The organism is Paragemmobacter ruber (genome assembly GCF_009908315.1).
Classification (GTDB): domain Bacteria; phylum Pseudomonadota; class Alphaproteobacteria; order Rhodobacterales; family Rhodobacteraceae; genus Paragemmobacter; species Paragemmobacter ruber.
Map to the genome: position 1 here is coordinate 630,567 of NZ_JAAATW010000003.1, position 22,759 is coordinate 653,325.

Below are 22,759 nucleotides of genomic sequence, written 5' to 3' on the forward strand. Positions count from 1 at the left end.
TGCCTGTGCAACGTGGTAAAGAGTGTGTGAGTACGCCCGATGTCCCCCGTCCTTTCCGGCAACCTGCGCATGGCCCTGCGCGCGCTGCAATCCGCTGCCCATGGCCTCTTGGTGATCCTCGCGCTCGCCCTCGTCACGCTCAGCGCCACCGCGGCCTTGGGCCACCTGCCCTGGCCCGCGCTCATACTTTCCTTTGGCCAGACGGCCCTGCCCGATGCCGGCATGTGGGCGCAGCTTGGCCTGACCGCGCTCCTCCTCCTCCTGTGCCTCTTTCTGCCTGCCAATGCCCGCATGGCCCGGCTGGAACGCAGCCACCGCAACTTCGCCATGGGTCTGGAAGACGTGGCGCAGGCCTATCGCATCGCCCATGCCGCCGATCGCGCCGGGGTCTTTGCCCTGTCCGGCGAATTCGAAGCCATCCGCGCCCGGCTCGCCCACCTGCGCCAGCATCCCGACCTTGCGCATCTGGAACCCGAATTGCTGCAACTCGCCGCCGAGATGAGCTTTACGACCCGCGACCTCGCCCGCACCTATTCCGATGCCCGCGTCACCCGCGCCCGCGCCTTCCTGCAACAGCGCCAGGAAGAGGTGCAGGCGCTGACCGACCGCATCATGCTGGCCCGCCAGACGACTGATGAACTGCGCCGCTGGCTCACCGATATCGAGGCCGAGGAACGTCAGGCCGAACAGCAGATCAAGCGGCTGGAGGCCGACCTGCGCGAGATCCTGCCCCAGCTTGGCTACGCGCTCGAGGCTGATGATCCCCGCGACGCGACCGTGGTGCAATTGCCCAAACCGGCCTGAGCCGCGCCCACGCAGGGGCTTGCACCGCACCGGCGCATGGCGCCCAATGCGCCCATGCGCGCGCCCGTCCTTCTGAACCTGTCGCTTCTGGTGCTTTTCCCCATCGCGTGGTTCGCGCCGCTCCTGCGCGCGGGCCTTTTGCCGCTGCTCGGGATGGCGGAAATCTCGGTCGTCACCGGCCTGCAAACGCTCTGGGATGCCGATCCCGCATTGGCCCTGCTGGTCAGCTTCCTCGCCCTCTTTGCCCCTTACGCAAAGGTGATCGGCGTGGCGCTCATCGACTTTGGCCTCCTCTCCCCCCGCGCCCTTCCCGCCCTGCGCCTGATGGGCCGGCTGGCCATGGCCGATGTCTTCCTCATCGCGCTCTACATCGTGCTGGCCAAAAGCACCGGCCTTGCCAAGGTCGAAACAGCCTGGGGCCTGTGGCTTTTCACGGCCTGCGTGGGCCTTTCCCTGATCCTCTCGCACCGTCACCGCGCTTGAACCCCCCGCCCCCAACCGCTACCAGAGGGGGCATGAGCAAAGCCCCCCCCGCCTTCACCTGCACCGCCTGCGGGGCCGTCCACCGCAAATGGGCGGGCAAATGCGATGCCTGCGGGGCGTGGAACACCATCGTGGAAGAGGCCCCCCTCTCCACCGGCCCCAAATCGCTGGGCGCCAAGGGGAAGACCATCCCCCTCACCGACCTCGCCACCGAAGAGGCCCCGCCCCCCCGCGCGGCCTCCGGCATGGATGAACTTGACCGCGTCCTCGGCGGCGGCCTCGTCCCCGCCTCGGCCATCCTCGTGGGCGGCGATCCCGGCATCGGGAAATCCACCCTTCTTCTGCAAGCCACCGCAAGCTTCGCCCGGCGCGGCCTCAAATGCCTCTACATCTCCGGCGAAGAGGCCTCGGCACAGGTCCGCATGCGCGCCCAGCGTCTGGGCCTTTCGGATGCCCCCGTGGCGCTTGGCGCCGAAACCGCGCTGCGCGACATCCTGACCACGCTCGATGCCGAACGCCCCCAGCTTGCCATCATCGATTCGATCCAGACCATGTGGCTCGACACGGTCGAAGCTGCCCCCGGCTCCGTCAGCCAGGTCCGCGCCGCCGCGCATGAACTTGTCACCTTCGCCAAACGGCGCGGCGTGGCCATCATCCTCGTCGGCCACGTCACAAAGGAAGGCCAGATCGCCGGCCCCCGCGTGGTGGAACACATGGTCGATACCGTCCTCTATTTCGAAGGCGAACGCGGCCACCAGTTCCGCATCCTGCGCGCGGTGAAAAACCGCTTTGGTCCCGCCGACGAAATCGGCGTGTTCGAGATGACGGGCGACGGCCTCGCCCAGGTCACCAACCCCTCGGCCCTCTTCCTGTCGGATCGCGGGCAAACCACCCCCGGCTCCGCCGTCTTTGCCGGGATCGAAGGCACGCGCCCCGTCCTGACCGAAATCCAGGCCCTCGTCGCGCCCTCGAACCTCGGCACACCCCGCCGCACCGTCGTGGGCCTCGACAGCGGCCGCCTCTCCACCATCCTCGCGGTGCTCGAGGCGCGCTGCGGCATCCCCTTCGCGGGCCTTGACGTCTTTCTCAACGTCGCGGGCGGGATGCGCGTCGCCGAACCCGCCGCCGATCTCGCCGTTGCCGCCGCCCTGCTGTCGGCGCGCGAAGACGTGGCCCTCCCCCCCGACATGGTGCTTTTCGGCGAAATATCCCTCTCTGGCGCCCTCCGCCCCGTCGGGCAGACCGAAAACAGGTTGAAAGAAGCCTCGAAACTTGGTTTCTCACAGGCGATTGCGCCGGACCGCTCCAAACTCGGGGCGGATGCGGGGATGCGGGTGCGTCAGATGCCCGACCTCACGGCCTTCGTGGGCGAGATGTTCGGGGCAGGTTGACGCCCCGGCAGGACAGGAGCAGGACGGCAAATGGAAGGTTTCACCCTGATCGACGCGGTCGTCGCCGGCGTCATCGTGCTCTCGGCGATCCTCGCCTATAGCCGTGGCTTTGTGCGCGAAGCCATGGCCATCGTCGGCTGGCTCGGGGCCGCTGTCGTGGCCTTCCTCTTCGCCGCGCCGGTGCAGCCCCTTGTCCGCGAATTGCCCGTGGTGGGTGAATTTCTCGGCGACAGCTGCGAATTGTCCATCATCGCGGCCTTCGCCGTGGTCTTCGCCGCCGCCCTGATCGTGGCCTCGCTCTTCACGCCGCTGCTGTCTTCGGCCATCCACCGCACCGCGCTGGGTGGTCTGGATCAGGGTCTGGGCTTTCTCTTCGGGGTGGTGCGCGGCGTCCTCCTCGTCGCGGTGGCCTTCCTCGTCTATGATCGCGCCATCGCCGCCGAGTCGATCCCGATGGTGGATGAAAGCCGCTCCGCCCGCGTCTTCGCCTCCTTCCAGGAAAACATCGACGCGCAGATGCCCTCTGACGCGCCCGGCTGGATCGTCGCCCGCTACAATGACCTGACCCAGGTCTGCGTGGGCGAGGCCGCCCCGGCCGAGACAGCCCCCACCACCTCTGGCTGATCCGCGCCCTGCCGATCTGTGCACCCCCGCACCGCCGCGGCGCGGCAAAGGGGGCGTGACAGCGGCATGACAAAGCACTAGATCATGCGGCAACCCATCCCCGGATTCGGAGGCCCCATGCGCCCCTTCCTCGCCCATCCCTTCGATGATGACAAATTGAAGGAGGAATGCGGCGTATTCGGCGTGATCGGCGTGGCCGACGCGGCGAATTTCGTGGCCCTCGGCCTGCACGCGCTCCAGCATCGCGGGCAAGAGGCGGGCGGCATCGTCGCCTACCACCCCGAACACGGTTTCAACTCCGCCCGCCGCTTCGGCTATGTGCGCGACAACTTCACCAAGGCCGAGGTGATGGACACCCTGCCGGGTGAATTGTCCATCGGCCATGTCCGCTATTCCACCGCAGGCTCCAAAGGCGCGACCGCCATCCGCGACGTGCAGCCTTTCTTCGGCGAGTTTTCCATGGGCGGCGCCGCCATCGCGCATAACGGCAACCTCACCAATGCCGCCGCCCTGCGCCGCGAACTGATCGAACGCGGCTCGATCTTCCAGTCTTCGTCCGACAGCGAATGCATCATCCACCTGATGGCGCGGTCGATCCAGAAGAACATCCCCGAACGCATCAAGGATGCGCTGCGCCGGGTCGAAGGCGCCTTCTCCGTCGTGGCCATGACGCGCACCAAACTCATCGGCGTGCGCGATCCCTTGGGCGTCCGCCCCCTCGTCCTCGGCCGCATCGCCGATCACGGTTGGGCGCTGTCATCGGAAACCTGCGGGCTTGACATCATCGGCGCCGATTTCGTGCGCGAGATCGAGCCGGGCGAAATGGTGGTCATCGAAAACGGCAAGGTCGAAACCTTCCGGCCCTTCGCACCGGCCAAATCCCGCTTCTGCATCTTCGAACATGTCTACTTCTCGCGCCCCGATTCGATCCTCGGCGGCCGCTCGGTCTATGAAACCCGCCGCCAGATCGGCGTGGAACTGGCGCGTGAGGCGCCGGTGGAGGCCGATCTCGTCTGCCCCGTGCCCGACTCCGGCACCCCTGCCGCCATCGGCTTTGCAGCCGAATCCGGCATCCCCTTCGGCCTCGGCATCACGCGCAACCAGTACATGGGCCGCACCTTCATCGAACCGACCGAACAGATCCGCAACATGGGCGTGCGGCTGAAACTCAACGTCAACCGCGCGCTGATCAAGGGAAAGCGGGTGATCCTCGTGGACGACTCGGTGGTCCGCGGCACCACCAGCCGCAAGATCAAGGACATGATCCTCGACGCCGGCGCCGCCGAAGTGCATTTCCGCATCGCCTCGCCACCCACCGCCTGGCCCTGCTTCTATGGCGTCGATACGCCCGAACGCTCAAAACTCCTCGCCGCCACCATGTCCGAGGATGAGATGCGCGACTGGATCGGCGTGGACAGCCTGAAATTCATCTCGCTCGACGGTCTCTACCGCGCCGCTGGCGAAGCGGCAGGCCGCGATCCTGCCAGCCCGCGCTATTGCGATGCCTGCTTCTCCGGGGACTACCCCGTTGCCCCCTCGGACAAGATCGAGGAAGGCTTCCAGATGAAGGCCGCCGAATAAGCCCCCCGCGTCCCGCAAGGCGCAAGGAACCGCCCCCGCTCCGGGGCGCGCGCGCCCTTGCCCCTTTACCTTGGATAAAATACCCACGCCCGGCCAGCCACGGAGCCTGACGCATGACCCAGAAGATCGCCCTCGTCACCGGCGCCTCGCGCGGCCTCGGCGCGGCTTTGGCAGAACAGCTTGCCCTGCGTGGCTGGCATGTCGTCGCCGTCGCCCGCACCGTGGGCGCGCTGGAGGAACTGGATGATCGCGTGAAATCCGCAGGCCTTCCCGGCGCAGGCGGCCTGACGCTTGCGCCCATGGACATCACGAATGACGATGCCATGCGCCACCTGTGCAGAAGCGTCCATGATCGCTGGGGCCATGTCGATCTCTGGGCGCATACGGCCATTCATGCCGCCCCGCTCGCCCCCGCCGCCAGCGTCGACGCCAAGGACTGGGACAAGTCCATCGCCATCAACGCCCGCGCCACGGGCCTGCTGATCCCGATGATCGACCCGCTCCTCCGCGCCGCCCCGCAGGGCACCGCCCTCTTCTTCGATGATCCGAAAGGGGCCGCGAAGTTTCACGCCGCCTATGGCGCAACCAAGGCCGCGCAGATCACGCTTGCCCGCGCCTGGGCGCTTGAGGCCGCCAAGCACGGCCCGCGCGTCCTGATCGCAGAACCCGCGCCGATGCCCACCGCCACCCGCGCCCGTTTCCATCCCGGCGAGGACCGCAGCCACCTCGCCGATCCGCGGGATGAAGCCGCCCGCCTGATCGGGCTGCTCTGATCCGCCCGCGCGGGCGCCACTAACATGTCAGTTTGCGCTTGCCCCCGCAGCGCGCATCCGCTTGACTGCCGCGGAACGCGATCAGGGGGGAACCAGCGATGCGCCTTGCCGGCAAGACAGCCTTTTGTACCGCCTCGGGCGCAGGCATCGGCCTTGCCACCGTGCGCGCCTTCCGCGCCGAAGGGGCGCGCGTCATCGCCACCGACATCAACAGCAAGGCCGTGGACGCCCTGCGCGACGAGGGGATCGAGGCGCACCGTCTCGACGTCACTGATGCCGCAGCCGTGGCCGCCATCGCCCGTGACACCGGCCCGGTGGACATCCTGTTCAACTGTGCAGGCTTCGTCCATCACGGCACCCTCCTCGACTGCGAAGAGAAGGATTTCGACTTCTCGTTCGAGCTGAACGTCAAGGCGCCCTACCGCGTCACCCGCGCCTTCCTGCCGGGCATGCTGGAACAGGGGGGTGGGTCCATCGTCAACATCGCCTCGGTCGCGTCCTCCATCATCGCCGCGCCCAACCGCTTTGTCTACGGCGCGACCAAGGCCGCCGTCATCGGCATGACAAAATCCATCGCTGCCGACTACGTGACGCGCGGCATCCGCTGCAATGCGATCTGCCCCGCCACGGTGGAATCCCCCTCGCTGGAGGCGCGGATGCGCGCGCAAGGCGATTACGAGGCCGCCCGCGCGGCCTTCATCGCGCGCCAGCCGATGGGCCGCATCGGCCAGCCGGAAGAGATCGCGCATCTTGCCGTCTACCTCGCCTCGGACGAGGCGGCCTTCCTGTCGGGTCAGGCCATCAGCATCGACGGCGGCTGGACGAATATCTGAACATACCGAAGGCCAAGATTTTTCATGAAAAATCTTGGCAAAGCGCCTGCTCTGCAGGCGCCGAATTTTCGGAGAAAATTCGCCCTCCGAAAATTCTTCTCCGAAGAATTTTCACACCACCGCCAACGCCTCTGCGATCCCGTCCCACAGCGCCTCGACCGGTTCCACCCCAATGGACAGGCGGATGAATCCTTCCGGCACCGCATCGCCCCAGCGCGCGCGCCGCTCGCCTGCCGAATGGGTGGCACCAAAGGATGTGGCCCGCGCCAGATAGGGGCAGGCCGCCAGAAAGGCCTCGGCCTGATCGGCACTGTCCAGCGTCATCCCGATCAGAAAGCCGAAGCCCCGCGCCTGCCGGACCGTCACCGCGTGCGACGGATCGTCGGGCAGGCCCGGATAGCGCACCGCGCGCACCTTGGGATGGGCGGCCAGCCGCTCGGCCACCACCTGCGCGCTGGCACACATGCGCGACAGGCGCAGTTCCAGCGTCTCCATCCCGCGATGGACAAGCCACGCCTCGAACGATCCCGGCACCGCGCCCGACAGCTTGCGCCAGTCGCGCACCCGCGCCATCACGGCCGCATCCCGGCCCGCGACATGGCCGAACAGCACATCCGAATGCCCCCCCGGCGCCTTGGTATCCGCCGCCACCACCAGATCGGCGCCAAGGTCGAGGGGCCGCTGCAGCACGGCGGTCATCGTCGTGTTGTCCACGATCACCACAGCCCCCGCCGCATGGGCCCGCGCCGCCACGGCGGCGATGTCGCAGACCTCAAGCCCCGGATTGGACGGCGTTTCCAGATAGACGATGCCTGCGCCGGTGAAATCGGCCTGCCCCATCGCGAGCGTCGGCACATAATCGACCGGCACCCCGAAGCCCTTCAGGAACTGCTCCGCAAAGAGCCGCACGGTGTAATACCCGTCCGACGGCAGCACCACCCGCCGCCCCGGCACCACCGCCGCCATCAGCGCGGCCGAGATGGCCGCCATCCCCGACGGAAAGCTCACGCAAGGCGCGCCTTCCAGCACTGCCATCTGCGCCTCCACCTCATCCCAGGTGGGCATCGTCGTCCGACCATAGACATATCCCCCCACATCCGCCCGCGGCAGATGGTAGGTGGCCGCGCTGACCAAGGGCGGGGTGATGGGATCCCCCTGTTCCAGCCTTGCGCTGCGGTGGTGCAGCAGATCGGCGAAGCGGCGGTCGTCGTCATTGCGGATGGTCATGGGTCGGGTCTCCTTTACGGTGATCCTTCCCCCGGCGCAGGGGCGGATGCAACCCCGCACCGTCGCCCGGCGCCACAGGCGCGGGAGGGCGACCTGCCCTCCCGCCCCTTCCCGGGGATCGTGTCAGACAGACGATGACCGGCTCATTCCAGCCGTGCCGGAAACCCGTCCGCCCGCAGATCGGTGCCCAGCGCATCCTCCAGCAGCTTCACGATCTGCGTCGATTGCGCGGACCCGCCATAGACGGCCTTGCCCTTCATGAAGGTCTGGTTGGTCAGCGAGGCAAGGTCCAGCGGCACCCCGAACTCGCGGCCGAAGCCCATGGCAAAGCCCAGATCCTTCAACGCCAGATCCATCGAAAACGCGATGTCATAGCTGCCGTTCAGGATCAGCTGCCCCTCCGTCTCATGCACGAAGGACGTACCCGACGAGGCCGCGATCGCCTCCCACGCGGTCTTGAGGTCAAGCCCCCCCCGCTTGGCCAGCATCAACGCCTCGCCATCCGCGACCAGATGGATGAAGGCCAGCATGTTGGTGATCACCTTGATCACCGCCGCACTGCCCAAGGGGCCCATGTGGAAGATGCGGTTGCCAATCGCCTCCAGCGCGGGTTTGTGCAGCGCGAACAGGTCCGCATCGCCCCCCACCAGCACCGTGATCTCGCCCCGAGCCGCCAGATGCACGCCCCCGGTGACGGGGGCCTCCAGCAGCCGCACGCCCCCCGTGCGCGCAAGCCCTGCCAGACGCAGGATGTCATCCCGGCCAAGTGTCGAGTTTTCGATCCAGGTCGCGCCCGGCTTCATCGTGGTGAGAAGCTGCGCCAGCACCGCCTCCGACACGGCAGGCGACGGCAGGCAGGTGAAGACGTCATCCACCTCCGCCGCCAAGGCTGCCGGGCTTTCGGCCACGCGCGCCCCCATCGCCCGGTGCCGTTCCGCCAGCGCCGGATCGCGGTCATAGACCGTCACCTCATGCCCCGCGCGGATCAGGCTGGCCGCCAGATGCCCCCCGAGGTTGCCGAGGCCGACATAACCATATTTCATGCCCGTTCCTTACGCCCCATGCCCCACGATGGCCTTGACCTCGCAGAAGTCATGGATGCCCCAATCCGCATATTCCCGCCCGTTGCCCGATTGCTTGTAGCCGCCAAAGGGCGCGAAGGTATCCCAGGCCGGGTAGTTCAGGCTGATCTGCCCCGCCCGCAGCCGCCGCGCCACGGCCACTGCTTCCGGCGTCGGCCCCTGCACATAGGCGGCAAGGCCGTAGACCGTGTCATTGGCCATCGCCACGGCGTCATCCACCGTGTCATAGCCGATCACCGAAAGGACGGGGCCAAAGATTTCCTCCCGCGCGATGGTCATGTCATTGGTGACATGGCCAAAGACCGTGGGCCGCACGAACCAGCCCCGGTTCACGCCCACCGGACGGCCCACACCGCCGGTGACCAGCGTCGCGCCCTCGTCGATCCCCTTCTGGATCAGCGCCTGCACCTTGTCGAATTGCAGCTTGGAAACCAGCGGCCCCATCGTCACCGCGGCATCCTTGGGATCGCCCACGACCACGGCCTCCGCCGCCTCCTTGGCGACGGCCAGCGCCTCGTCCATCCGGCCTGCGGGCACGAACATACGCGTCGGCGCATCGCAGGATTGCCCCGTATTGCCAAAACAGCCCTCGACGCCCCCCTTCACCGCCGCTGCCAGATCGGCCGTTGGCAGGATGATGTTGGCCGATTTCCCGCCCAGTTCCTGCGCCACCCGCTTCACCGTGGGCGCCGCCGCCGCCGCCACCGCCGTCCCCGCCCGGGTGGACCCGGTAAAGGACACCATATCCACCTCAGGGTGCGAAGACATCCGCGCGCCGACCTCCGGCCCGGTCCCGTTCACCAGATTGAACACTCCCGCCGGCACCCCCGCCGCATGGCAGACCTCGGCGAACAGGATCCCCGACAAGGGCGCGATCTCCGACGGCTTCAGCACCATGGTACAGCCCGCCGCAATCGCAGGCCCCACCTTGCAGGCGATCTGGTTCATCGGCCAGTTCCACGGCGTGATCAGCGCGCAAACCCCGATGCCTTCGCGCACCAGCAGCGTCTCGCCCCGCATCTCTTCCCAGTGGAATTCCTTCGCCGCCTTGATCGTGGCCTCCAGATGCACCTGCCCCGCCCAGGCCTGCGCCTCGCGCGCCCAGGCCATCGGCGCGCCCATCTCGGTGCTCATGGCAACCGCGAAATCCTCATAGCGCTTGTTGTACTCGGCCAGGATCGCCTCCAGAAGCGCGATCCGGTCCGCCGCCTTCCAGGCGGTAAAGCCGTCAAAGGCCGCCCGTGCCGCAAGGATCGCCCGGTCGGCATCGGCCACGGTCCCCAGCGCCACCTGCGCCACGATCTCCTCGGTCGCCGGATTCTCCACCCCCATCGTGGTGCCACCCAAGGGCGCCACCCATTCCCCGTTGATGTAGAACTTAGAAAGATTCGCGTAGGTCATTGTTCCCTCACCGGAAATAGATGTTGAACCGCGCGCGGATCGCGGCATCAATCTGGGGATCGACCACGCAGCCCGCCTTGGACAGGATGTCATTCTTGCGCCGGATTGCGGTGTCCAGCAACAAGGGTTTCCCCGCCTCGTTCCATTCCTTCGGGCTCATGCGGTTGCCCACCTTGGGATAGACATATTCCGTCTGCATCAGGCCCAGCGTCTGGTCCGACCCCAGGTAATGCCCCGGCCCGCCCAGACAGACCTCCTTCATCGCCTCGATCGAGGTACTGTCCTCCGTCACGTCGATCCCCCGCACCAGCCGCATCGCCTGCCCCAGCAAGTCATCGCCCAGCACCAAGGACTCCAGACAGAACCCCAGCAGCGAGGCATGCATCCCCACCGCCTCATAGCACATGTTCAGCCCCGCCAGACCCGCCAGCGCATTGGTGATCCCCTGCTCCCACCCGGCCTGCATGTCGGGCAGCTTGCTGTCCGAAATCCCCGATGCCGCCCCACCGGGCAGCCCATAGAAACGGTGCATCTGCGCGCAACCCGCGGTCAGCAGCGCCTGCTCCGCAGACCCCCCGCTCATCGCCCCTGTCCGCAGGTCCGAAACGAAGGGCCAGGTCCCGAAAATCGCGGGCGCCCCCTTCTTGATCGCGTTCACATAGACGACGCCCGCCAGACATTCCGCCACCGCCTGCACGATGGCCAGCGCGATGGGCGCAGGCGCCGTCGCCCCCGCCTGCCCCGCGCTCAGCAGCAGCATGGGCATCCCCCGCCGAATGCAATCCTCCATCGTGATGCAGGATTCTTCCGCAAACTTCATCGGCGGCACGACGAAACAGTTGGAATTGCTGACAAATGGCCGCTCCACCCATTTCTCCTCGCCGCCCGCCACCATGTAGAGCATCTCAAAACAATCGGCGACATGCGACGGATCGCTGAAGGATGTCCCCACATGCTTCCGCGTGCCCGCAAGGCAGGCATAAAGCGTGTTCAGGTCCATCTCGCGATTGTCCACCACATCGCGGCAGACCATCGTGCGCTGGTAGAAATGGATGTTGTCGAGGTTATCCACCAGCCGCGCCCCGTCATAAAGGTCCTGCGCGGTGGAATCGCGATAGTCCAGCGTGATCGGGTCCACGATATGCACCGCCGCCCCTGCCGTGCCGAAATGCACATTCGTCCCGGTCAGATGCAGGTCATGCTTGGGATCGCGCGCATAAAGCGTGATGTCCCGCGCCGCCACCGCCAGCATGTCCTCCACCAGCGCGCGGGGGAACCGCAGCCGCCCGTCATCGCCTTGGATGGCCCCGGCGGCGGTCATGATCTCCACCCCCGATTTCGGCGCCTGTGACAGCCCGATCACCTCCAGCGCCTCCAGCGCCGAGGCATGGATCTTCGCCATCCCGGCCTCCGTCAGCGGCTTGTACTGCCCCCCCGGCATGCCCCCGCGCACGGGCCGAACATCATCGGCCAGCGGCGCCGCCCGCAGCGCCACCCGCGCCGAGCGGCCCCCAGCCCTGCCCCCAGACCGCCCCCGCGCGCGCGCCGGTTCACAGACCTCGCCCACCGCGCCCGCATCCACGCCTTCAACAGCCTCAGCCATGACCCGCTCCCGTCATTCCCCGTTGTCCAAATATCCTGCGGGGGGTCCGGGGGGCGCAAAGTCCCCCGGTCCCGCAGCCGATCACCCGCGCACCCGCTCCGATTTCGGATCGTACATCGGCACCAGCGACGCCACGGCCGGGTGCCGCACCCCCGCCACCTCGATCTCATAGGCCGACGCCAGCACCTCTTCCTCGCTCTCGCCCGCGCAGGGCACATAGCCCATGCCCACCGCACCGCCGAGGAAATGCCCGTAATTCCCGCTCGTCACCGGCCCCACGATCCGCCCATCCCGCACGATCGCCTCATTGTGGAACAGCATGACCTCTGGGTCCTCCATCCGGAACTGCACCATCCGGCGCGACAGCCCCGCCTCCGCCTTCCGCAGCACCGCCTCGCGCCCCATGAACCCTGCCTTCTTCTTCGACACGGCGAAGCCCAGTCCCGCCTCCAGCACATGATCCTCGTCGGTGATGTCATGGCCCCAATGGCGATAAGCCTTCTCGATCCGGCAAGAATCCAGCGTGTGGATACCGCAGAGCGTGAAGCCCAACCCCGCGCCCGCCGCCTCCAGCGCTTCGAAGACATGCGCGGTCTGGTCGGAACTGACATACAGCTCCCACCCCAGCTCGCCCACGTAAGTCACCCGATGCGCGCGGGCCAACCCCATGCCCACCTCCACCTCGCGCGCCATCCCGAAGGGATGCGCGGCGTTGGAGAAATCGTCCGGCGACACCGCCGCCATCAGATCGCGCGCCTTGGGTCCCATGATGCACAGCACCGACTCCGCCGCCGTCATGTCGGTGATGGTGACGAACTCCTCCCCAAGACAGCGCCGCAGATGCGCCAGATTGCGCTGCAAGGTCGCGCCCGGCACCACCAGCAGATAGGCCGTCTCCGACAGCCGCGTCACCGTCAGATCGGCCTCGATCCCGCCCCGGTCGTTCAGGAACATCGTATAGACGATGCGCCCCGGCGCCACATCCACCTCCGCCGAACAGACCCGGTTCAGAAAGGCCGCCGCATCCCGCCCCTCCACCCGGATCTTCCCGAAGGACGTCATGTCAAAGAACCCGACCCCCTCGCGCACGGCCATATGCTCGGCCTTCTGGTTCTCAAACCAGTTCTGCCCCTTCCAGTCGTACCGATACTCCCGCTCCTGCCCCGGACGCGCGAACCAATTCGCCCGCTCCCACCCGGCAACCTCCCCGAACACGGCACCGCGCGCCTTCAGATGCTCATGCAACGGCGTCCGACGCACACCCCGGCTCGTCTCCACCTGCCGGAACGGGAAGTGATCGGCATAAAGCAGGCCCAGCGTTTCGCTCACCCGCTCCTTGAGGTAAGCCCGGTTCCGCTGGAACGGCTGCGCCCGGCGGATATCCACCTCCCACAGGTCAAAAGGCGGCTCCCCTTCCGTGATCCACGCGGCCAGCGCCATCCCTGCGCCACCCGACCCCGCGATACCCACGGAATTATACCCCGCCGCGATCCAATACCCCCGCAGTTCGGGTGCCTCGCCCAGATAATAGCGGTCATCCGGCGTGAAACTTTCGGGCCCGTTGAAGAACGTATGAATCCCGGATGTCTGGAACAGCGGCATCCGGTTCATCGCCTGCTCAAGGATCGGCATGAAATGATCCCAATCCTCGGGCAGCGTGTCGAACATGAAATCCTCGCGGATCCCCCCCATCCCCCAGGGCTTCGCCTTGGGTTCAAAGGCCCCGATCATCATCTTGCCCGCATCGGATTTGTAATAGGCGCATTCATCCGGCACCCGCAGCACCGGCAGATGGCCGAGGCCCTCCACGGGTTCCGTGATCAGGTAGAAATGCTCGCAGGCATGCAGCGGCAGCGTCACGCCGGATTGCGCCGCCAGATCGCGCCCCCACATGCCGCCGCAATTCACCACCACATCGGCGGCGATGAACCCCGGCTCCCCATCCGCGCCCACATACTCCACCCCGGTCACGCGGCCGCCCGCCTGACGCACCCCTGTCACCTTGGTATGCTCGAAAATTTGCGCGCCCCGCATCCGCGCGCCCTTGGCCAGCGCCATCGCGATGTTGGCCGGATCACACTGCCCGTCCAGCGGCAGATGCACCGCCCCCACCACATCCGACACGTTCAGATCCGGATACATCTCCTTCACTTGCGTGGGCGAAATCTCGGCCACATCCACCCCGAAGATGCGCGCCACCGTCGCCTGCCGCAACAATTCCTCGCGCCGATGCTCGGTCAGCGCGACCGAGATGCTGCCCACCTGCCGCATCCCCGTCGCCACCCCCGTCTCCGCCTCCAGCTTCACGTAAAGATCAGCCGAATACTTCGCGAGCCGCGTCATGTTCGCCGACCCGCGCAACTGCCCGATCAGCCCCGCCGCATGCCACGTCGTCCCGCTGGTCAACTGCTTGCGCTCCAGCAGCACCACATCGCTCCACCCGGCCTTGGCCAGGTGATAGGCCACCGAACAGCCCGACACGCCGCCCCCGATCACCACCGCCCGCGCAGTCGCCGGTATCGCTGCCATGATCCTCTATTCCCCGTTTTCCAAATATCCCACGGGGGTCCGGGGGTGTGAAACCCCCGGTCCCGTCCGAAATCACGCGCGCAACCGCTCGTTCTTCGCATCCCACAGCGGCGCGTCCTCGCAGACCACGGCCCTGTGGCGCTCCCCGAAAATCTCCACCTCGACCGCCGTCCCCGGCACCGCCAGATCCGCCCGCAGCATCCCCAGCGCCACCACCTTTCCCACCCGATGGCCGAAATAGCCGCTCGTCGTCTCGCCCACGACCTGCCCGCCCTGCCAGAGCGTGCTCATGTAGGGCGGGTCACACTCCCCCGCCTCCACGGTCAGCGTGACAAACCGCTTCGTCACCCCCCGCTGCCTTTCCGCCTCCAGCGCGGCCTTGCCCCGGAAATCGGGCTTGGTCCAATCGACGAACCGCTCCAGCCCGCCCTGCAGCACGGTGTAGTCGGTGGAAAGATCACCCTTCCACGCCCGATACCCCTTCTCCACCCGCAAGCTGTTCAGCGCGAACATCCCGAAGGGGCGCAGCCCCAGCGGCCGCCCCGCGGCCATCACGGCATCAAAGACCGCAGGCGTATCCGCCACGCGGGAATGGATCTCCCACCCCAGCTCGCCCGCAAAGCTCACCCGGAACAGCCAGACCTCCGCCCCCGCGATCCGCGCCGTCTGGAAGGTCAGCCAGCCCTTGGCAAGGTCCGCCTCCGCCCCCGCCGCCACCAGCACCTCGCGCGCCTTGGGTCCCGTCAGGATCTGCGTGGACCAGGCTTCCGTCTCATCCACCAGCGTCAAATGGGCGGGCAGCGTGGACAAGAGCCACTCCTTGTCATGCAGCTGCGCGGTGGCCGCCGTGATCAGCAGCACCTCCTCCTCCGCGATCCGCGCGACCGACATCTCGGTGACGATCCGCCCCTTCTCATCGGCGAAATAGGCCAGACCCAGCCGCCCCACCCCCGGCACCTTGCCCGTGATCTGCGCCGACAGCCAATCCACCGTCCCGGCCCCCGTCACCCGATACCGGCTGAACCCCGGCAGATCGAGGATGCCGCAGGCATCGCGCACGGCCAGACATTCCTCGCGCACCGCGCCGAACCACGGCCCTTCCCGCTCCCATGTCCGCTGGGCGTCCTCGCTCACATCATCGCCCGCACGCGCATACCACAGCGCCCGCTCCCAGCCGTTATAGGGGCCGAACTGCGCCCCCAGCGCCGCCGTCCGGTCATGCACGGCAGACAGCTTCTTGCCCCGCCCCACCGGCCAGACGTGATGCGGGAAATGGATGGCATATTCATGCCCGTACACCTCCATCCCCTTTTCGACGCAATATTGCGGGTCCTCGAACCCGGTGAACCGGCGCGGATCGCAAGACCACATGTCCCATTCCGTCGCCCCCTCCGTCACCCATTCCGCCAGCACCTTGCCCGCGCCCCCCGCCTGACAGATGCCAAAGGTGAAGACGCAGGCCTCAAAGGCATTGGGCACGCCGGGCATAGGCCCGATCAACGGGTTTCCGTCCGGGGTATAGGGGATCGGCCCGTTGATCACCTTGGTCAGGTTCGCCTGCGCCAGCAGCGGCACCCGCGCCATGGCGTCATTGATATGCCATTCCAGCCGCTCCAGATCGTCGGGGAAAAGCTGGAAGGAAAAATCCTCCGGCATCGGATCATCAGGGCTGGCCCAATGCGCGCGGCAGGGGTTCTCATACGGCCCCAGATTGAAGCCATATTTCTCCTGCCGCAGGTAGTAAGACGAATCCACATCCCGCAAGAGCGGCAGCTTGTGCCCCACCCCCTTCGACCAGCTTTCCAGTTCGGGGATCGTGTCGAACAGCAGATACTGATGGCTCATCACCATCATCGGCAGGTCGCGGCCGAACATCTTGGCCACCTCGCGGGCGTAGTAACCAGCCGCGTTCACCACGATCTCGCAGCGGATCTCGCCCTTGGGCGTCTCCACCACCCATTCGTCGCCTTCCCGCCGCACCCCCGTCGCGGGGCAGAACCGCTCGATCCGCGCCCCCATCTGTCGCGCGCCCTTGGCCAAGGCCTGCGTCAGTTGCGCCGGGTCAATGTCGCCATCGTAAGGGTCATACAGCGCGCCTTGCAGATCATGCGTCTCAAGAAAAGGATAGCGCGACCGGATCTCATCGGGGCCAAGGATATCAAGGTCCATCCCCTGATACCGCCCCATCCCCACCACGCGCTTGAATTCCTGCAACCGCTCGCGGCTATGCCCCAGCCGCACCGATCCGGTCACATGGTAGTTCATCGGGTAATCCACGGCCTCGCCCAGACCGCGATACAACTGCGCCGAATAGCGCTGCATGTTCATGATCGACCAGCTGCTGGAAAAGGTCGGCACATTCCCCGCCGCATGCCATGTGCTGCCAGCGGTCAGCTCGTTCTTCTCCAGAAGGACGCAATCCGTCCACCCCGCCTTGGCGAGGTGATAGAGCGACGACGCCCCCACCGCGCCCCCGCCAATGATCACCACCCGCGCGCTCGTGGGAAAATCCGCCATCACATCCTCCGGTCCTGTCGCGCGGAAGGATGACAGCGACAGCCTCCCCTTTCAATTCGGCGCAGACGCGCCTATTGATCGGAAAATCCGATCAGGGCCCGCCATGCAGATCGACCATCTCGAAACCTTCCTCGACCTCTGCGACACCCGCAGCTTCAACCGCACGGCGGAACGGCTGGGCCTCACCCAATCCACCGTTTCCGCCCGCATTGCCGCGCTGGAACAGGCGCTCGGCGCGAAACTCTTCACCCGCTCCCGCGCCGGCACCGACCTGACCACCGAAGGCGCCCGCTTCGAACCCCATGCGCGCGCGCTCCGCCACGAATGGCACGAGGCGCGGCGGAGGATTCAGGTCCCCGACCGCGCCGCCCATCTTGTCCGACTTGGCATCCAGAACGACCTTGCCGCCCAGCATATCGGCGAATGGATCGCCGATTTCCGCCGCGCGCTGCCCGATACGGCCTTCTACATCGAACCCGATTATTCCAACCAGATGTGTGCCGATGTGCTGACGGGCATCCTCGACTTCGCCGTGATGTATTCGCCCAAACCCCACCCCGATCTGCACTTCTCGGAACTGGGCGATGTGACCTATCGCATGGTCAGCACCGATACCGACCGGCGGGCCGGGGTGAACCCCGAAACCTTCATCTTCGCCCATTTCTCGCCGATGTTCGAAGCGATGCACCGCGAGCTTACGCCGGAATTCGCCTCTGCCCCCGTGTCGGTCGGCCAAAGCGCCACTGTCGCCTCGCTTCTCACCGCCATGGGGGGGGCGGGATATGTGCTGGAACGCACCGCCACCCAGATGCTGGCCACAGGCCGCTTCCGCGAGGTGGCCGATGCCCCCGTCCTGCGGCAGCCCGTCTATGCCGCCACGCATCTGCGCCACCGCGTGACGCCCCTGCACCGCCGCCTGCACCGCATCGTGCAGCGCCGCCTGTCCTCTCGCTAGCCGCGCACCGTCACGGCCAGAACAGGCACTTCTGTGCGCGGATTTGTATGCACACCCGTATGCACACCCGTCTGCACCGTGTTCTGCATCCCTGTCACAACATCGTCCGCAACCGATAGCCCGGTCCATGCAGCAGCCGGACAAAGGTGATCGGCGCCTCGGCGGCCCATGTCATCCGCTCGGTCACAAAGACCGGATCACCCGCGCAAAGCCCCAGTGCCGCGGCCTCTTCCCCGCTGGCGGCTTCGGCGGAAAAGGCAATGTCTCCCGTAGTATAGGCGATGTTCTGCACCAGCCATTCATTGGCGCTGACACGGTCGAAATCGGGGATTACACCCCCCGGCACTACCACGGGGTTAAGCCAGCGCACCTCATGCGCAAAGGGCCGCCCGCCCGCCAGATGCAGCGTCTCCAGAAACAAGAGCGCCGTCCCCGCGGCCACCCCCATCCGCACCGCCACGGCCAAGGGCACAGCCTCCATCCGCCGTGCCAGAACGCGGTGGCCGTAACTTTCACCCCGCGCCTCAACCTCCTGTCGGATAACGGGAATATCCAATGTCGCCCGGCGCACCGGCAACAGCGCCACCCGCGTTCCCGCCTTGCGCCGCCGCTCCAACAACCCCGCCTCGGCCAGATCGCGCAGCGCCCGGTTCACCGTTGCCCGCGCCACCCCGAACTCCACCGCCAAGGTCTCCTCACCCGGGATCACCGCCCCCGGCGCCCAGTCCCGCGCCCGGATGCGGCGCAGCACCTCGGCCCGCACATCCTCCCACCCCGTCATCATGCCCGCTCCCGCAGGTCGCGCATCACCGCGCGGAACCGCGCCGCCACGGCGTCGCGCGCCACATGCCGCCCGCCCTGCACGATGTGCCGCCCGCCAGACCAGACCTCGGCCACCAGCGCATCATGTCCGGCAAAAACAAAGGCATCAAGGATCTCATCCCCCCCGCGCCCCTCCAGATGCAGGCTTTCGGTGTCCAGCGCCACAAGATCCGCCAGCGCGCCCTCGGCGATCACGCCGCCCGCCCGGCCCGCCGCCTGCGCCCCGCCCGCGACCGCCCCCTCCCACAGCACCCGGCCCGTAGACCGCGCGCCCTCCGCCAGCATGGCCCGCCCCCGATCCCGCAGCCGCTGCGAATATTCCAGCAGCCGCAATTCCTCGGCGAGGCTGATCCTCACATTGGAATCCGACCCCACGCCCCAGCGCCCGCCCGCCCCGACAAAACGCACCCCATCAAAGATGCCATCGCCCAGATTCGCCTCGGTGATCGGGCACAGCCCCGCCACCGCGCCCGACCGCGCCAAGGCCAGCGTTTCAGTAGGCGTCATCTGCGTGCAATGGATGCCGCACCAATGCCCATCCACCGCGAAATTCCCCAAAAGCCATTCCACCGGCCGCGCGCCATAGGCGGCCAGAACCTCTTCAACTTCCGCCACTTGCTCGGCCACATGGATATGGATCGGCGCGCCCGGCGCGATCCCCTCCGCCAGCCGCAGCCCCGCCACATCCACCGCCCGCAACGAATGTGGCGCAACCCCCGTCACCCCGTCCGGCACGCGCCTCACCGCTGCCGCTGCCCCCTCCCACAGGGCGGCAAAGCGCTCCGCATCATTGCCAAACCGCATCTGCCCCTGCGTCAGCGCTCGCCCGTCGCAGCCCCCCCGCTGATACAGCACCGGCAGCAGCGTCAGGCCGAACCCGGTCTCATCCGCCGCGTTGACGATCCGTTCAGACATTTCTGCGAGGCTTGCATAAGGCGCGCCTCCGGGCTGATGATGCAGATAGTGGAATTCCGCCACGGCGGCGAACCCGGCCTCGGCCATCTCCACCATCACCTGCGCGGCGATGGCCTCCACATCCTCGGGCGTCAGCCGATCCAGAAAGCGGTACATCAGGCTCCGCCAGGTCCAGAAACTGTCCTGCCCCGCGCTGCGCCGCTCCGTCATGCCCGCCATCGCGCGCTGGAACATGTGGGAATGAAGGTTTACCGGCGCAGGCAACAGGCAGCCCACGCGCAGCCCCGCCCGCCATTGGCTTCCCGGCAGGGCGGAAGCGATGCGCCCGCCCTCGATCCGCAGCGCCACATCCCGCGCCCAACCCCCCGGCAAAAGCGCCCAATCGGCATGGATCTGCATAAGGCCCCTCGCTTGACATCCGTCATTATGTATAGACATAATACCGTCATGTGCAGACAAAAGGCAAGGGGCCATGGCGATTCTCCTGACCGGGCTACAAGCGGCAACGATGATCGGCGGCTACGGCCTGATCCCCGATGCCGCCCTTCTGATCGAAGGCCCCCGCATCGCCTGGATCGGCCCGCGCGACAGCGCCCCCACTGGCCACGAAACCCGTGATTTCCAAGGCCGCCTTCTGACGCCGGGCCTGATTGATGCGCATAGCCACATCGTCTTTGGCGGCCACCGCGCGGCCGAATTCGAGCAGCGCCTGCAGGGGGCCAGCTACGAACAGATCGCCCGCGCCGGAGGCGGCATCCTCTCCACCGTCACCGCCACGCGGGCAGCGACCGAGGATGACCTTGTCGCCCAAGCCCTGCCCCGGCTGGATGCGATGATCCGGCAAGGCGCCACCACGGTCGAGGTAAAGTCAGGCTACGGCCTGACTGTTCGGGACGAAATCAAGATGCTGCGCGCCGCCCGCCGCCTCGGCCAGATGCGCGCGGTCACGATCCGGACCACCCACCTCGCCGCCCACGCCGTCCCGCCCGAATATGCGGGCCGCGCCGATGCCTATATCGAAGAGGTGGCCATCCCCTCGCTGCGCGCCGCGCAGGCCGAAGGGCTTGTGGATGCGGTGGACGCCTTCTGCGAAACCATCGCCTTCTCGCCCGCGCAGGTGGATCGCCTCTTCACTGCCGCCCGCGCGCTCGGCCTGCGGGTGAAGCTGCACGCCGAACAACTATCCGATCTGGGCGGCGCCGCGCTGGCCGCCCGCCATGCCGCCCTGTCGGCCGATCACCTCGAATATCTCTCGGCGGAAGGCATCGCCGACATGGCGCTGGCAGGCACCGTCGCCACCATCCTGCCGGGGGCCTTCTACACGCTGCGCGAAACGCAAATGCCCCCCATCGCCGCCCTACGCGCGGCAGGTGTGCCGATGGCCGTTGCCACTGATTGCAACCCCGGCTCTTCCCCGATGACATCGCTCACGCTTGCCATGAACATGGCGTGCACCCTGTTCCGCCTCACGCCGGAAGAGGCGCTCCTCGGCACCACCGCACATGCCGCCCGCGCCCTTGGCCTGTCCGACCGTGGCACCCTCGCCCCCGGCCAGCGCGCCGATCTCTGCCTGTGGGACGCCACCCACCCCGCCGAACTGTCCTATCGCATCGGGGCCGAGGCCCTGCACACCCGCATCACCGGAGGCCGCCTTGACGCCTGAAACCCTGCCCCCCAAAACGCTGGTTCCAGAAACGCTGGTCCCGGGCGAAACCACACTGGCCCAGCTCGAACGTCTCTACCGCAGCGGCGCGCCGGCCCGCCTCGCCCCCGCCGCCCGCGCAGGCGTCGAGGCCGCCGCCGCCCGCATCGCAACTGCGGCGGCGGGCGACGCGGCGGTCTACGGGGTGAATACGGGCTTCGGCAAGCTCGCCTCGCTCAAGATCGCGGCCAAGGACACGGCGACGCTCCAGCGCAACCTGATCCTGTCGCATTGCTGCGGCGTCGGCCCGGCCATGCCGCGCGATATCGCGCGGCTCATGATGGCCTTGAAACTTCTCTCCCTCGGACGCGGCGCCTCCGGCGTGCGGTGGGAGGTGGTCGCCCTGATCGAAGCCATGCTAGAAAAAGAGGTTACCCCCATCATCCCCGCCCAAGGCTCCGTCGGCGCCTCCGGCGACCTCGCCCCCCTTGCCCATATGACCGCCGTGATGATCGGCGCGGGCGATGCCGAGTTCGCAGGAAACATTCTCTCCGGGGCCGAAGCCCTTGCAAAGGCAGGACTTTCCCCCGTAACGCTTGGCCCGAAAGAAGGCCTCGCCCTGATCAACGGCACCCAGTTCAGCACCGCCTATGCACTGGCGGGCCTCTTCGACGCCTGGCGCAATGCCCAAGCCGCCCTCGTCACCTCGGCCCTGTCAACCGATGCCATCATGGGCAGCACGGCCCCCCTCCACCCCCAGATCCACGCCCTGCGCGGCCATGCCGGCCAGATCGAGGCCGCCGCCACCCTGCGCGCCCTGCTCGACGGTTCGGAAATTCGCGAAAGCCACCGTGACGGCGATACCCGCGTGCAGGATCCCTATTGCATCCGCTGCCAGCCACAAGTGACCGGCGCAGCGATGGACATCCTGCGTCAGGCCGCCCAAACCCTTGAGATCGAGGCAAATGCCGCCACCGACAACCCGCTGGTGCTGGCCGACGGCCAGATCGTTTCGGGCGGCAACTTCCACGCCGAACCCGTGGGGTTCGCCGCCGACATGATCGCGCTCGCGATCAGCGAGATAGGCGCCATCGCCCAGCGCCGCGTGGCCCTGATGGTGGACCCGACCCTCTCCTTCGACCTGCCGCCCTTCCTGACCCCGAACCCCGGCCTCAACTCCGGCCTGATGATCGCCGAGGTGACCACGGCGGCGCTGATGAGCGAGAACAAACACCTCGCCCATCCCACCGTCACCGACAGCACCCCCACCTCAGCGAACCAAGAGGACCATGTCAGCATGGCCGCCCATGGCGCGCGCCGCCTTTGCCAGATGAACGCCAACCTCGCCCGGATCCTGGGGGTCGAGGCGCTCTGCGCCGCGCAGGGGATCGAGTTTCGCGCCCCGCTGCAAACCTCCGTGGCCCTGCAGGCCACGGTGGCCCGCCTGCGCCGCGACGTCGCCACGTTGGGCGAAGACCGCTACCTCGCCCCCGATCTCGAAACCGCCGCGCGCCTTGTCGCCAACGGCGATCTGGCACAAGCCGCAGGCCTCCCCCTTCCCACCCTCTGAAAGGGCA

General features: G+C 67.2%; 18 protein-coding genes. 10 read left to right on the forward strand and 8 right to left on the reverse strand.

Annotated features, from left to right (window positions below; translation table 11 throughout):
* The first annotated feature begins 39 nt into the window (after positions 1–39).
* The 7 genes from GU920_RS15305 to GU920_RS15335 all read left to right on the forward strand — a co-directional run bounded on the left by GU920_RS15305 (position 40) and on the right by GU920_RS15335 (position 6,489).
* Positions 40–804, forward strand: a complete 765-nt coding sequence (locus GU920_RS15305) for a DNA repair protein (protein WP_235933325.1) — start codon at positions 40–42, stop codon at positions 802–804.
* Between the two features lie 54 nt (positions 805–858).
* A complete protein-coding gene (locus GU920_RS15310) occupies positions 859–1,287 on the forward strand; it encodes a paraquat-inducible protein A (RefSeq protein ID WP_161767932.1) in 429 nt (142 codons plus the stop codon).
* A gap of 32 nt (positions 1,288–1,319) precedes the next feature.
* Positions 1,320–2,678, forward strand: coding sequence for a DNA repair protein RadA (gene radA, locus GU920_RS15315; RefSeq protein ID WP_161767933.1), 1,359 nt, complete (start codon positions 1,320–1,322; stop codon positions 2,676–2,678).
* 30 nt (positions 2,679–2,708) lie between these two features.
* Positions 2,709–3,302, forward strand: coding sequence for a CvpA family protein (locus tag GU920_RS15320; RefSeq protein ID WP_161767934.1), 594 nt, complete (start codon positions 2,709–2,711; stop codon positions 3,300–3,302).
* Positions 3,303–3,419: 117 nt separating this feature from the next.
* Positions 3,420–4,883: an amidophosphoribosyltransferase gene (gene purF / locus GU920_RS15325; protein ID WP_161767935.1), complete on the forward strand. Its 1,464-nt coding sequence runs from the start codon at positions 3,420–3,422 to the stop codon at positions 4,881–4,883.
* Between the two features lie 113 nt (positions 4,884–4,996).
* Positions 4,997–5,656 (forward strand): SDR family NAD(P)-dependent oxidoreductase, encoded by a 660-nt coding sequence (locus GU920_RS15330; RefSeq protein ID WP_161767936.1) that lies wholly within the window; start codon positions 4,997–4,999, stop codon positions 5,654–5,656.
* Between the two features lie 98 nt (positions 5,657–5,754).
* The gene (locus tag GU920_RS15335; protein ID WP_161767937.1) at positions 5,755–6,489 is read left to right on the forward strand and encodes an SDR family oxidoreductase; all 735 of its coding nucleotides are present in this window, start codon (positions 5,755–5,757) and stop codon (positions 6,487–6,489) included.
* Positions 6,490–6,600: 111 nt separating this feature from the next.
* On the opposite strand, the gene GU920_RS15340 is transcribed toward GU920_RS15335, so the two are convergent.
* From GU920_RS15340 to GU920_RS15365, 6 genes are all read right to left on the reverse strand, one after another.
* Complete coding sequence (locus GU920_RS15340; protein WP_161767938.1) at positions 6,601–7,716, reverse strand: cystathionine gamma-lyase; 1,116 nt, start codon at positions 7,714–7,716, stop codon at positions 6,601–6,603.
* 143 nt (positions 7,717–7,859) lie between these two features.
* Entirely contained in the window at positions 7,860–8,759 is a 900-nt protein-coding gene (locus GU920_RS15345) for an NAD(P)-dependent oxidoreductase (protein WP_161767939.1), read from the reverse strand.
* 9 nt (positions 8,760–8,768) lie between these two features.
* On the reverse strand, positions 8,769–10,199 hold the full coding sequence (locus tag GU920_RS15350) for an aldehyde dehydrogenase family protein (protein WP_161767940.1): 1,431 nt from the start codon (positions 10,197–10,199) through the stop codon (positions 8,769–8,771).
* Between the two features lie 7 nt (positions 10,200–10,206).
* Entirely contained in the window at positions 10,207–11,802 is a 1,596-nt protein-coding gene (locus GU920_RS15355) for a trimethylamine methyltransferase family protein (RefSeq protein ID WP_161767941.1), read from the reverse strand.
* 81 nt (positions 11,803–11,883) lie between these two features.
* Positions 11,884–14,331 (reverse strand): GcvT family protein, encoded by a 2,448-nt coding sequence (locus tag GU920_RS15360; protein WP_161767942.1) that lies wholly within the window; start codon positions 14,329–14,331, stop codon positions 11,884–11,886.
* A 72-nt stretch (positions 14,332–14,403) separates the two neighbouring features.
* Positions 14,404–16,848 carry a GcvT family protein gene (locus tag GU920_RS15365; RefSeq protein WP_161767943.1) on the reverse strand — a complete coding sequence of 815 codons (2,445 nt, stop codon included), beginning with the start codon at positions 16,846–16,848 and terminating at the stop codon, positions 14,404–14,406.
* Positions 16,849–16,951: 103 nt separating this feature from the next.
* Between GU920_RS15365 and GU920_RS15370 the strand changes: the two genes are divergently transcribed.
* Complete coding sequence (locus GU920_RS15370; protein ID WP_161767944.1) at positions 16,952–17,803, forward strand: LysR family transcriptional regulator; 852 nt, start codon at positions 16,952–16,954, stop codon at positions 17,801–17,803.
* Positions 17,804–17,897: 94 nt separating this feature from the next.
* Here the strand turns inward: GU920_RS15370 and GU920_RS15375 are convergent, their stop codons facing one another.
* Complete coding sequence (locus tag GU920_RS15375) at positions 17,898–18,587, reverse strand: GntR family transcriptional regulator (protein ID WP_161767945.1); 690 nt, start codon at positions 18,585–18,587, stop codon at positions 17,898–17,900.
* Complete coding sequence (locus GU920_RS15380; RefSeq protein ID WP_201744157.1) at positions 18,584–19,939, reverse strand: formimidoylglutamate deiminase; 1,356 nt, start codon at positions 19,937–19,939, stop codon at positions 18,584–18,586. The genes GU920_RS15375 and GU920_RS15380 overlap by 4 nt, the downstream gene beginning before the upstream one ends.
* Before the next feature lie 73 nt (positions 19,940–20,012).
* On the opposite strand from GU920_RS15380, the gene hutI reads away from it, so the two are divergent.
* Positions 20,013–21,203, forward strand: a complete 1,191-nt coding sequence (gene hutI, locus GU920_RS15385; protein WP_161767947.1) for an imidazolonepropionase — start codon at positions 20,013–20,015, stop codon at positions 21,201–21,203.
* A gap of 19 nt (positions 21,204–21,222) precedes the next feature.
* The gene (gene hutH, locus GU920_RS15390) at positions 21,223–22,752 is read left to right on the forward strand and encodes a histidine ammonia-lyase (protein WP_161768122.1); all 1,530 of its coding nucleotides are present in this window, start codon (positions 21,223–21,225) and stop codon (positions 22,750–22,752) included.
* Positions 22,753–22,759 lie beyond the last annotated feature (7 nt).

Excerpts from the sequence above, each read along its gene's own strand:
- GU920_RS15365 (WP_161767943.1), bottom strand. The coding sequence starts at position 16,848 with ATGGCGGATTTTCCCACGAGCGCGCGGGTGGTGATCATTGGCGGGGGC.
- GU920_RS15330 (WP_161767936.1), top strand. The coding sequence starts at position 4,997 with ATGACCCAGAAGATCGCCCTCGTCACCGGCGCCTCGCGCGGCCTCGGC.
- GU920_RS15310 (WP_161767932.1), top strand. The coding sequence starts at position 859 with ATGCGCGCGCCCGTCCTTCTGAACCTGTCGCTTCTGGTGCTTTTCCCC.
- radA (WP_161767933.1), top strand. The coding sequence starts at position 1,320 with ATGAGCAAAGCCCCCCCCGCCTTCACCTGCACCGCCTGCGGGGCCGTC.
- GU920_RS15370 (WP_161767944.1), top strand. The coding sequence starts at position 16,952 with ATGCAGATCGACCATCTCGAAACCTTCCTCGACCTCTGCGACACCCGC.
- GU920_RS15350 (WP_161767940.1), bottom strand. The coding sequence starts at position 10,199 with ATGACCTACGCGAATCTTTCTAAGTTCTACATCAACGGGGAATGGGTG.
- purF (WP_161767935.1), top strand. The coding sequence starts at position 3,420 with ATGCGCCCCTTCCTCGCCCATCCCTTCGATGATGACAAATTGAAGGAG.
- GU920_RS15345 (WP_161767939.1), bottom strand. The coding sequence starts at position 8,759 with ATGAAATATGGTTATGTCGGCCTCGGCAACCTCGGGGGGCATCTGGCG.
- GU920_RS15335 (WP_161767937.1), top strand. The coding sequence starts at position 5,755 with ATGCGCCTTGCCGGCAAGACAGCCTTTTGTACCGCCTCGGGCGCAGGC.
- GU920_RS15380 (WP_201744157.1), bottom strand. The coding sequence starts at position 19,939 with ATGCAGATCCATGCCGATTGGGCGCTTTTGCCGGGGGGTTGGGCGCGG.
- GU920_RS15305 (WP_235933325.1), top strand. The coding sequence starts at position 40 with ATGTCCCCCGTCCTTTCCGGCAACCTGCGCATGGCCCTGCGCGCGCTG.
- GU920_RS15375 (WP_161767945.1), bottom strand. The coding sequence starts at position 18,587 with ATGATGACGGGGTGGGAGGATGTGCGGGCCGAGGTGCTGCGCCGCATC.
- hutI (WP_161767947.1), top strand. The coding sequence starts at position 20,013 with ATGGCGATTCTCCTGACCGGGCTACAAGCGGCAACGATGATCGGCGGC.
- GU920_RS15360 (WP_161767942.1), bottom strand. The coding sequence starts at position 14,331 with ATGGCAGCGATACCGGCGACTGCGCGGGCGGTGGTGATCGGGGGCGGC.
- GU920_RS15355 (WP_161767941.1), bottom strand. The coding sequence starts at position 11,802 with ATGGCTGAGGCTGTTGAAGGCGTGGATGCGGGCGCGGTGGGCGAGGTC.
- GU920_RS15320 (WP_161767934.1), top strand. The coding sequence starts at position 2,709 with ATGGAAGGTTTCACCCTGATCGACGCGGTCGTCGCCGGCGTCATCGTG.
- GU920_RS15340 (WP_161767938.1), bottom strand. The coding sequence starts at position 7,716 with ATGACCATCCGCAATGACGACGACCGCCGCTTCGCCGATCTGCTGCAC.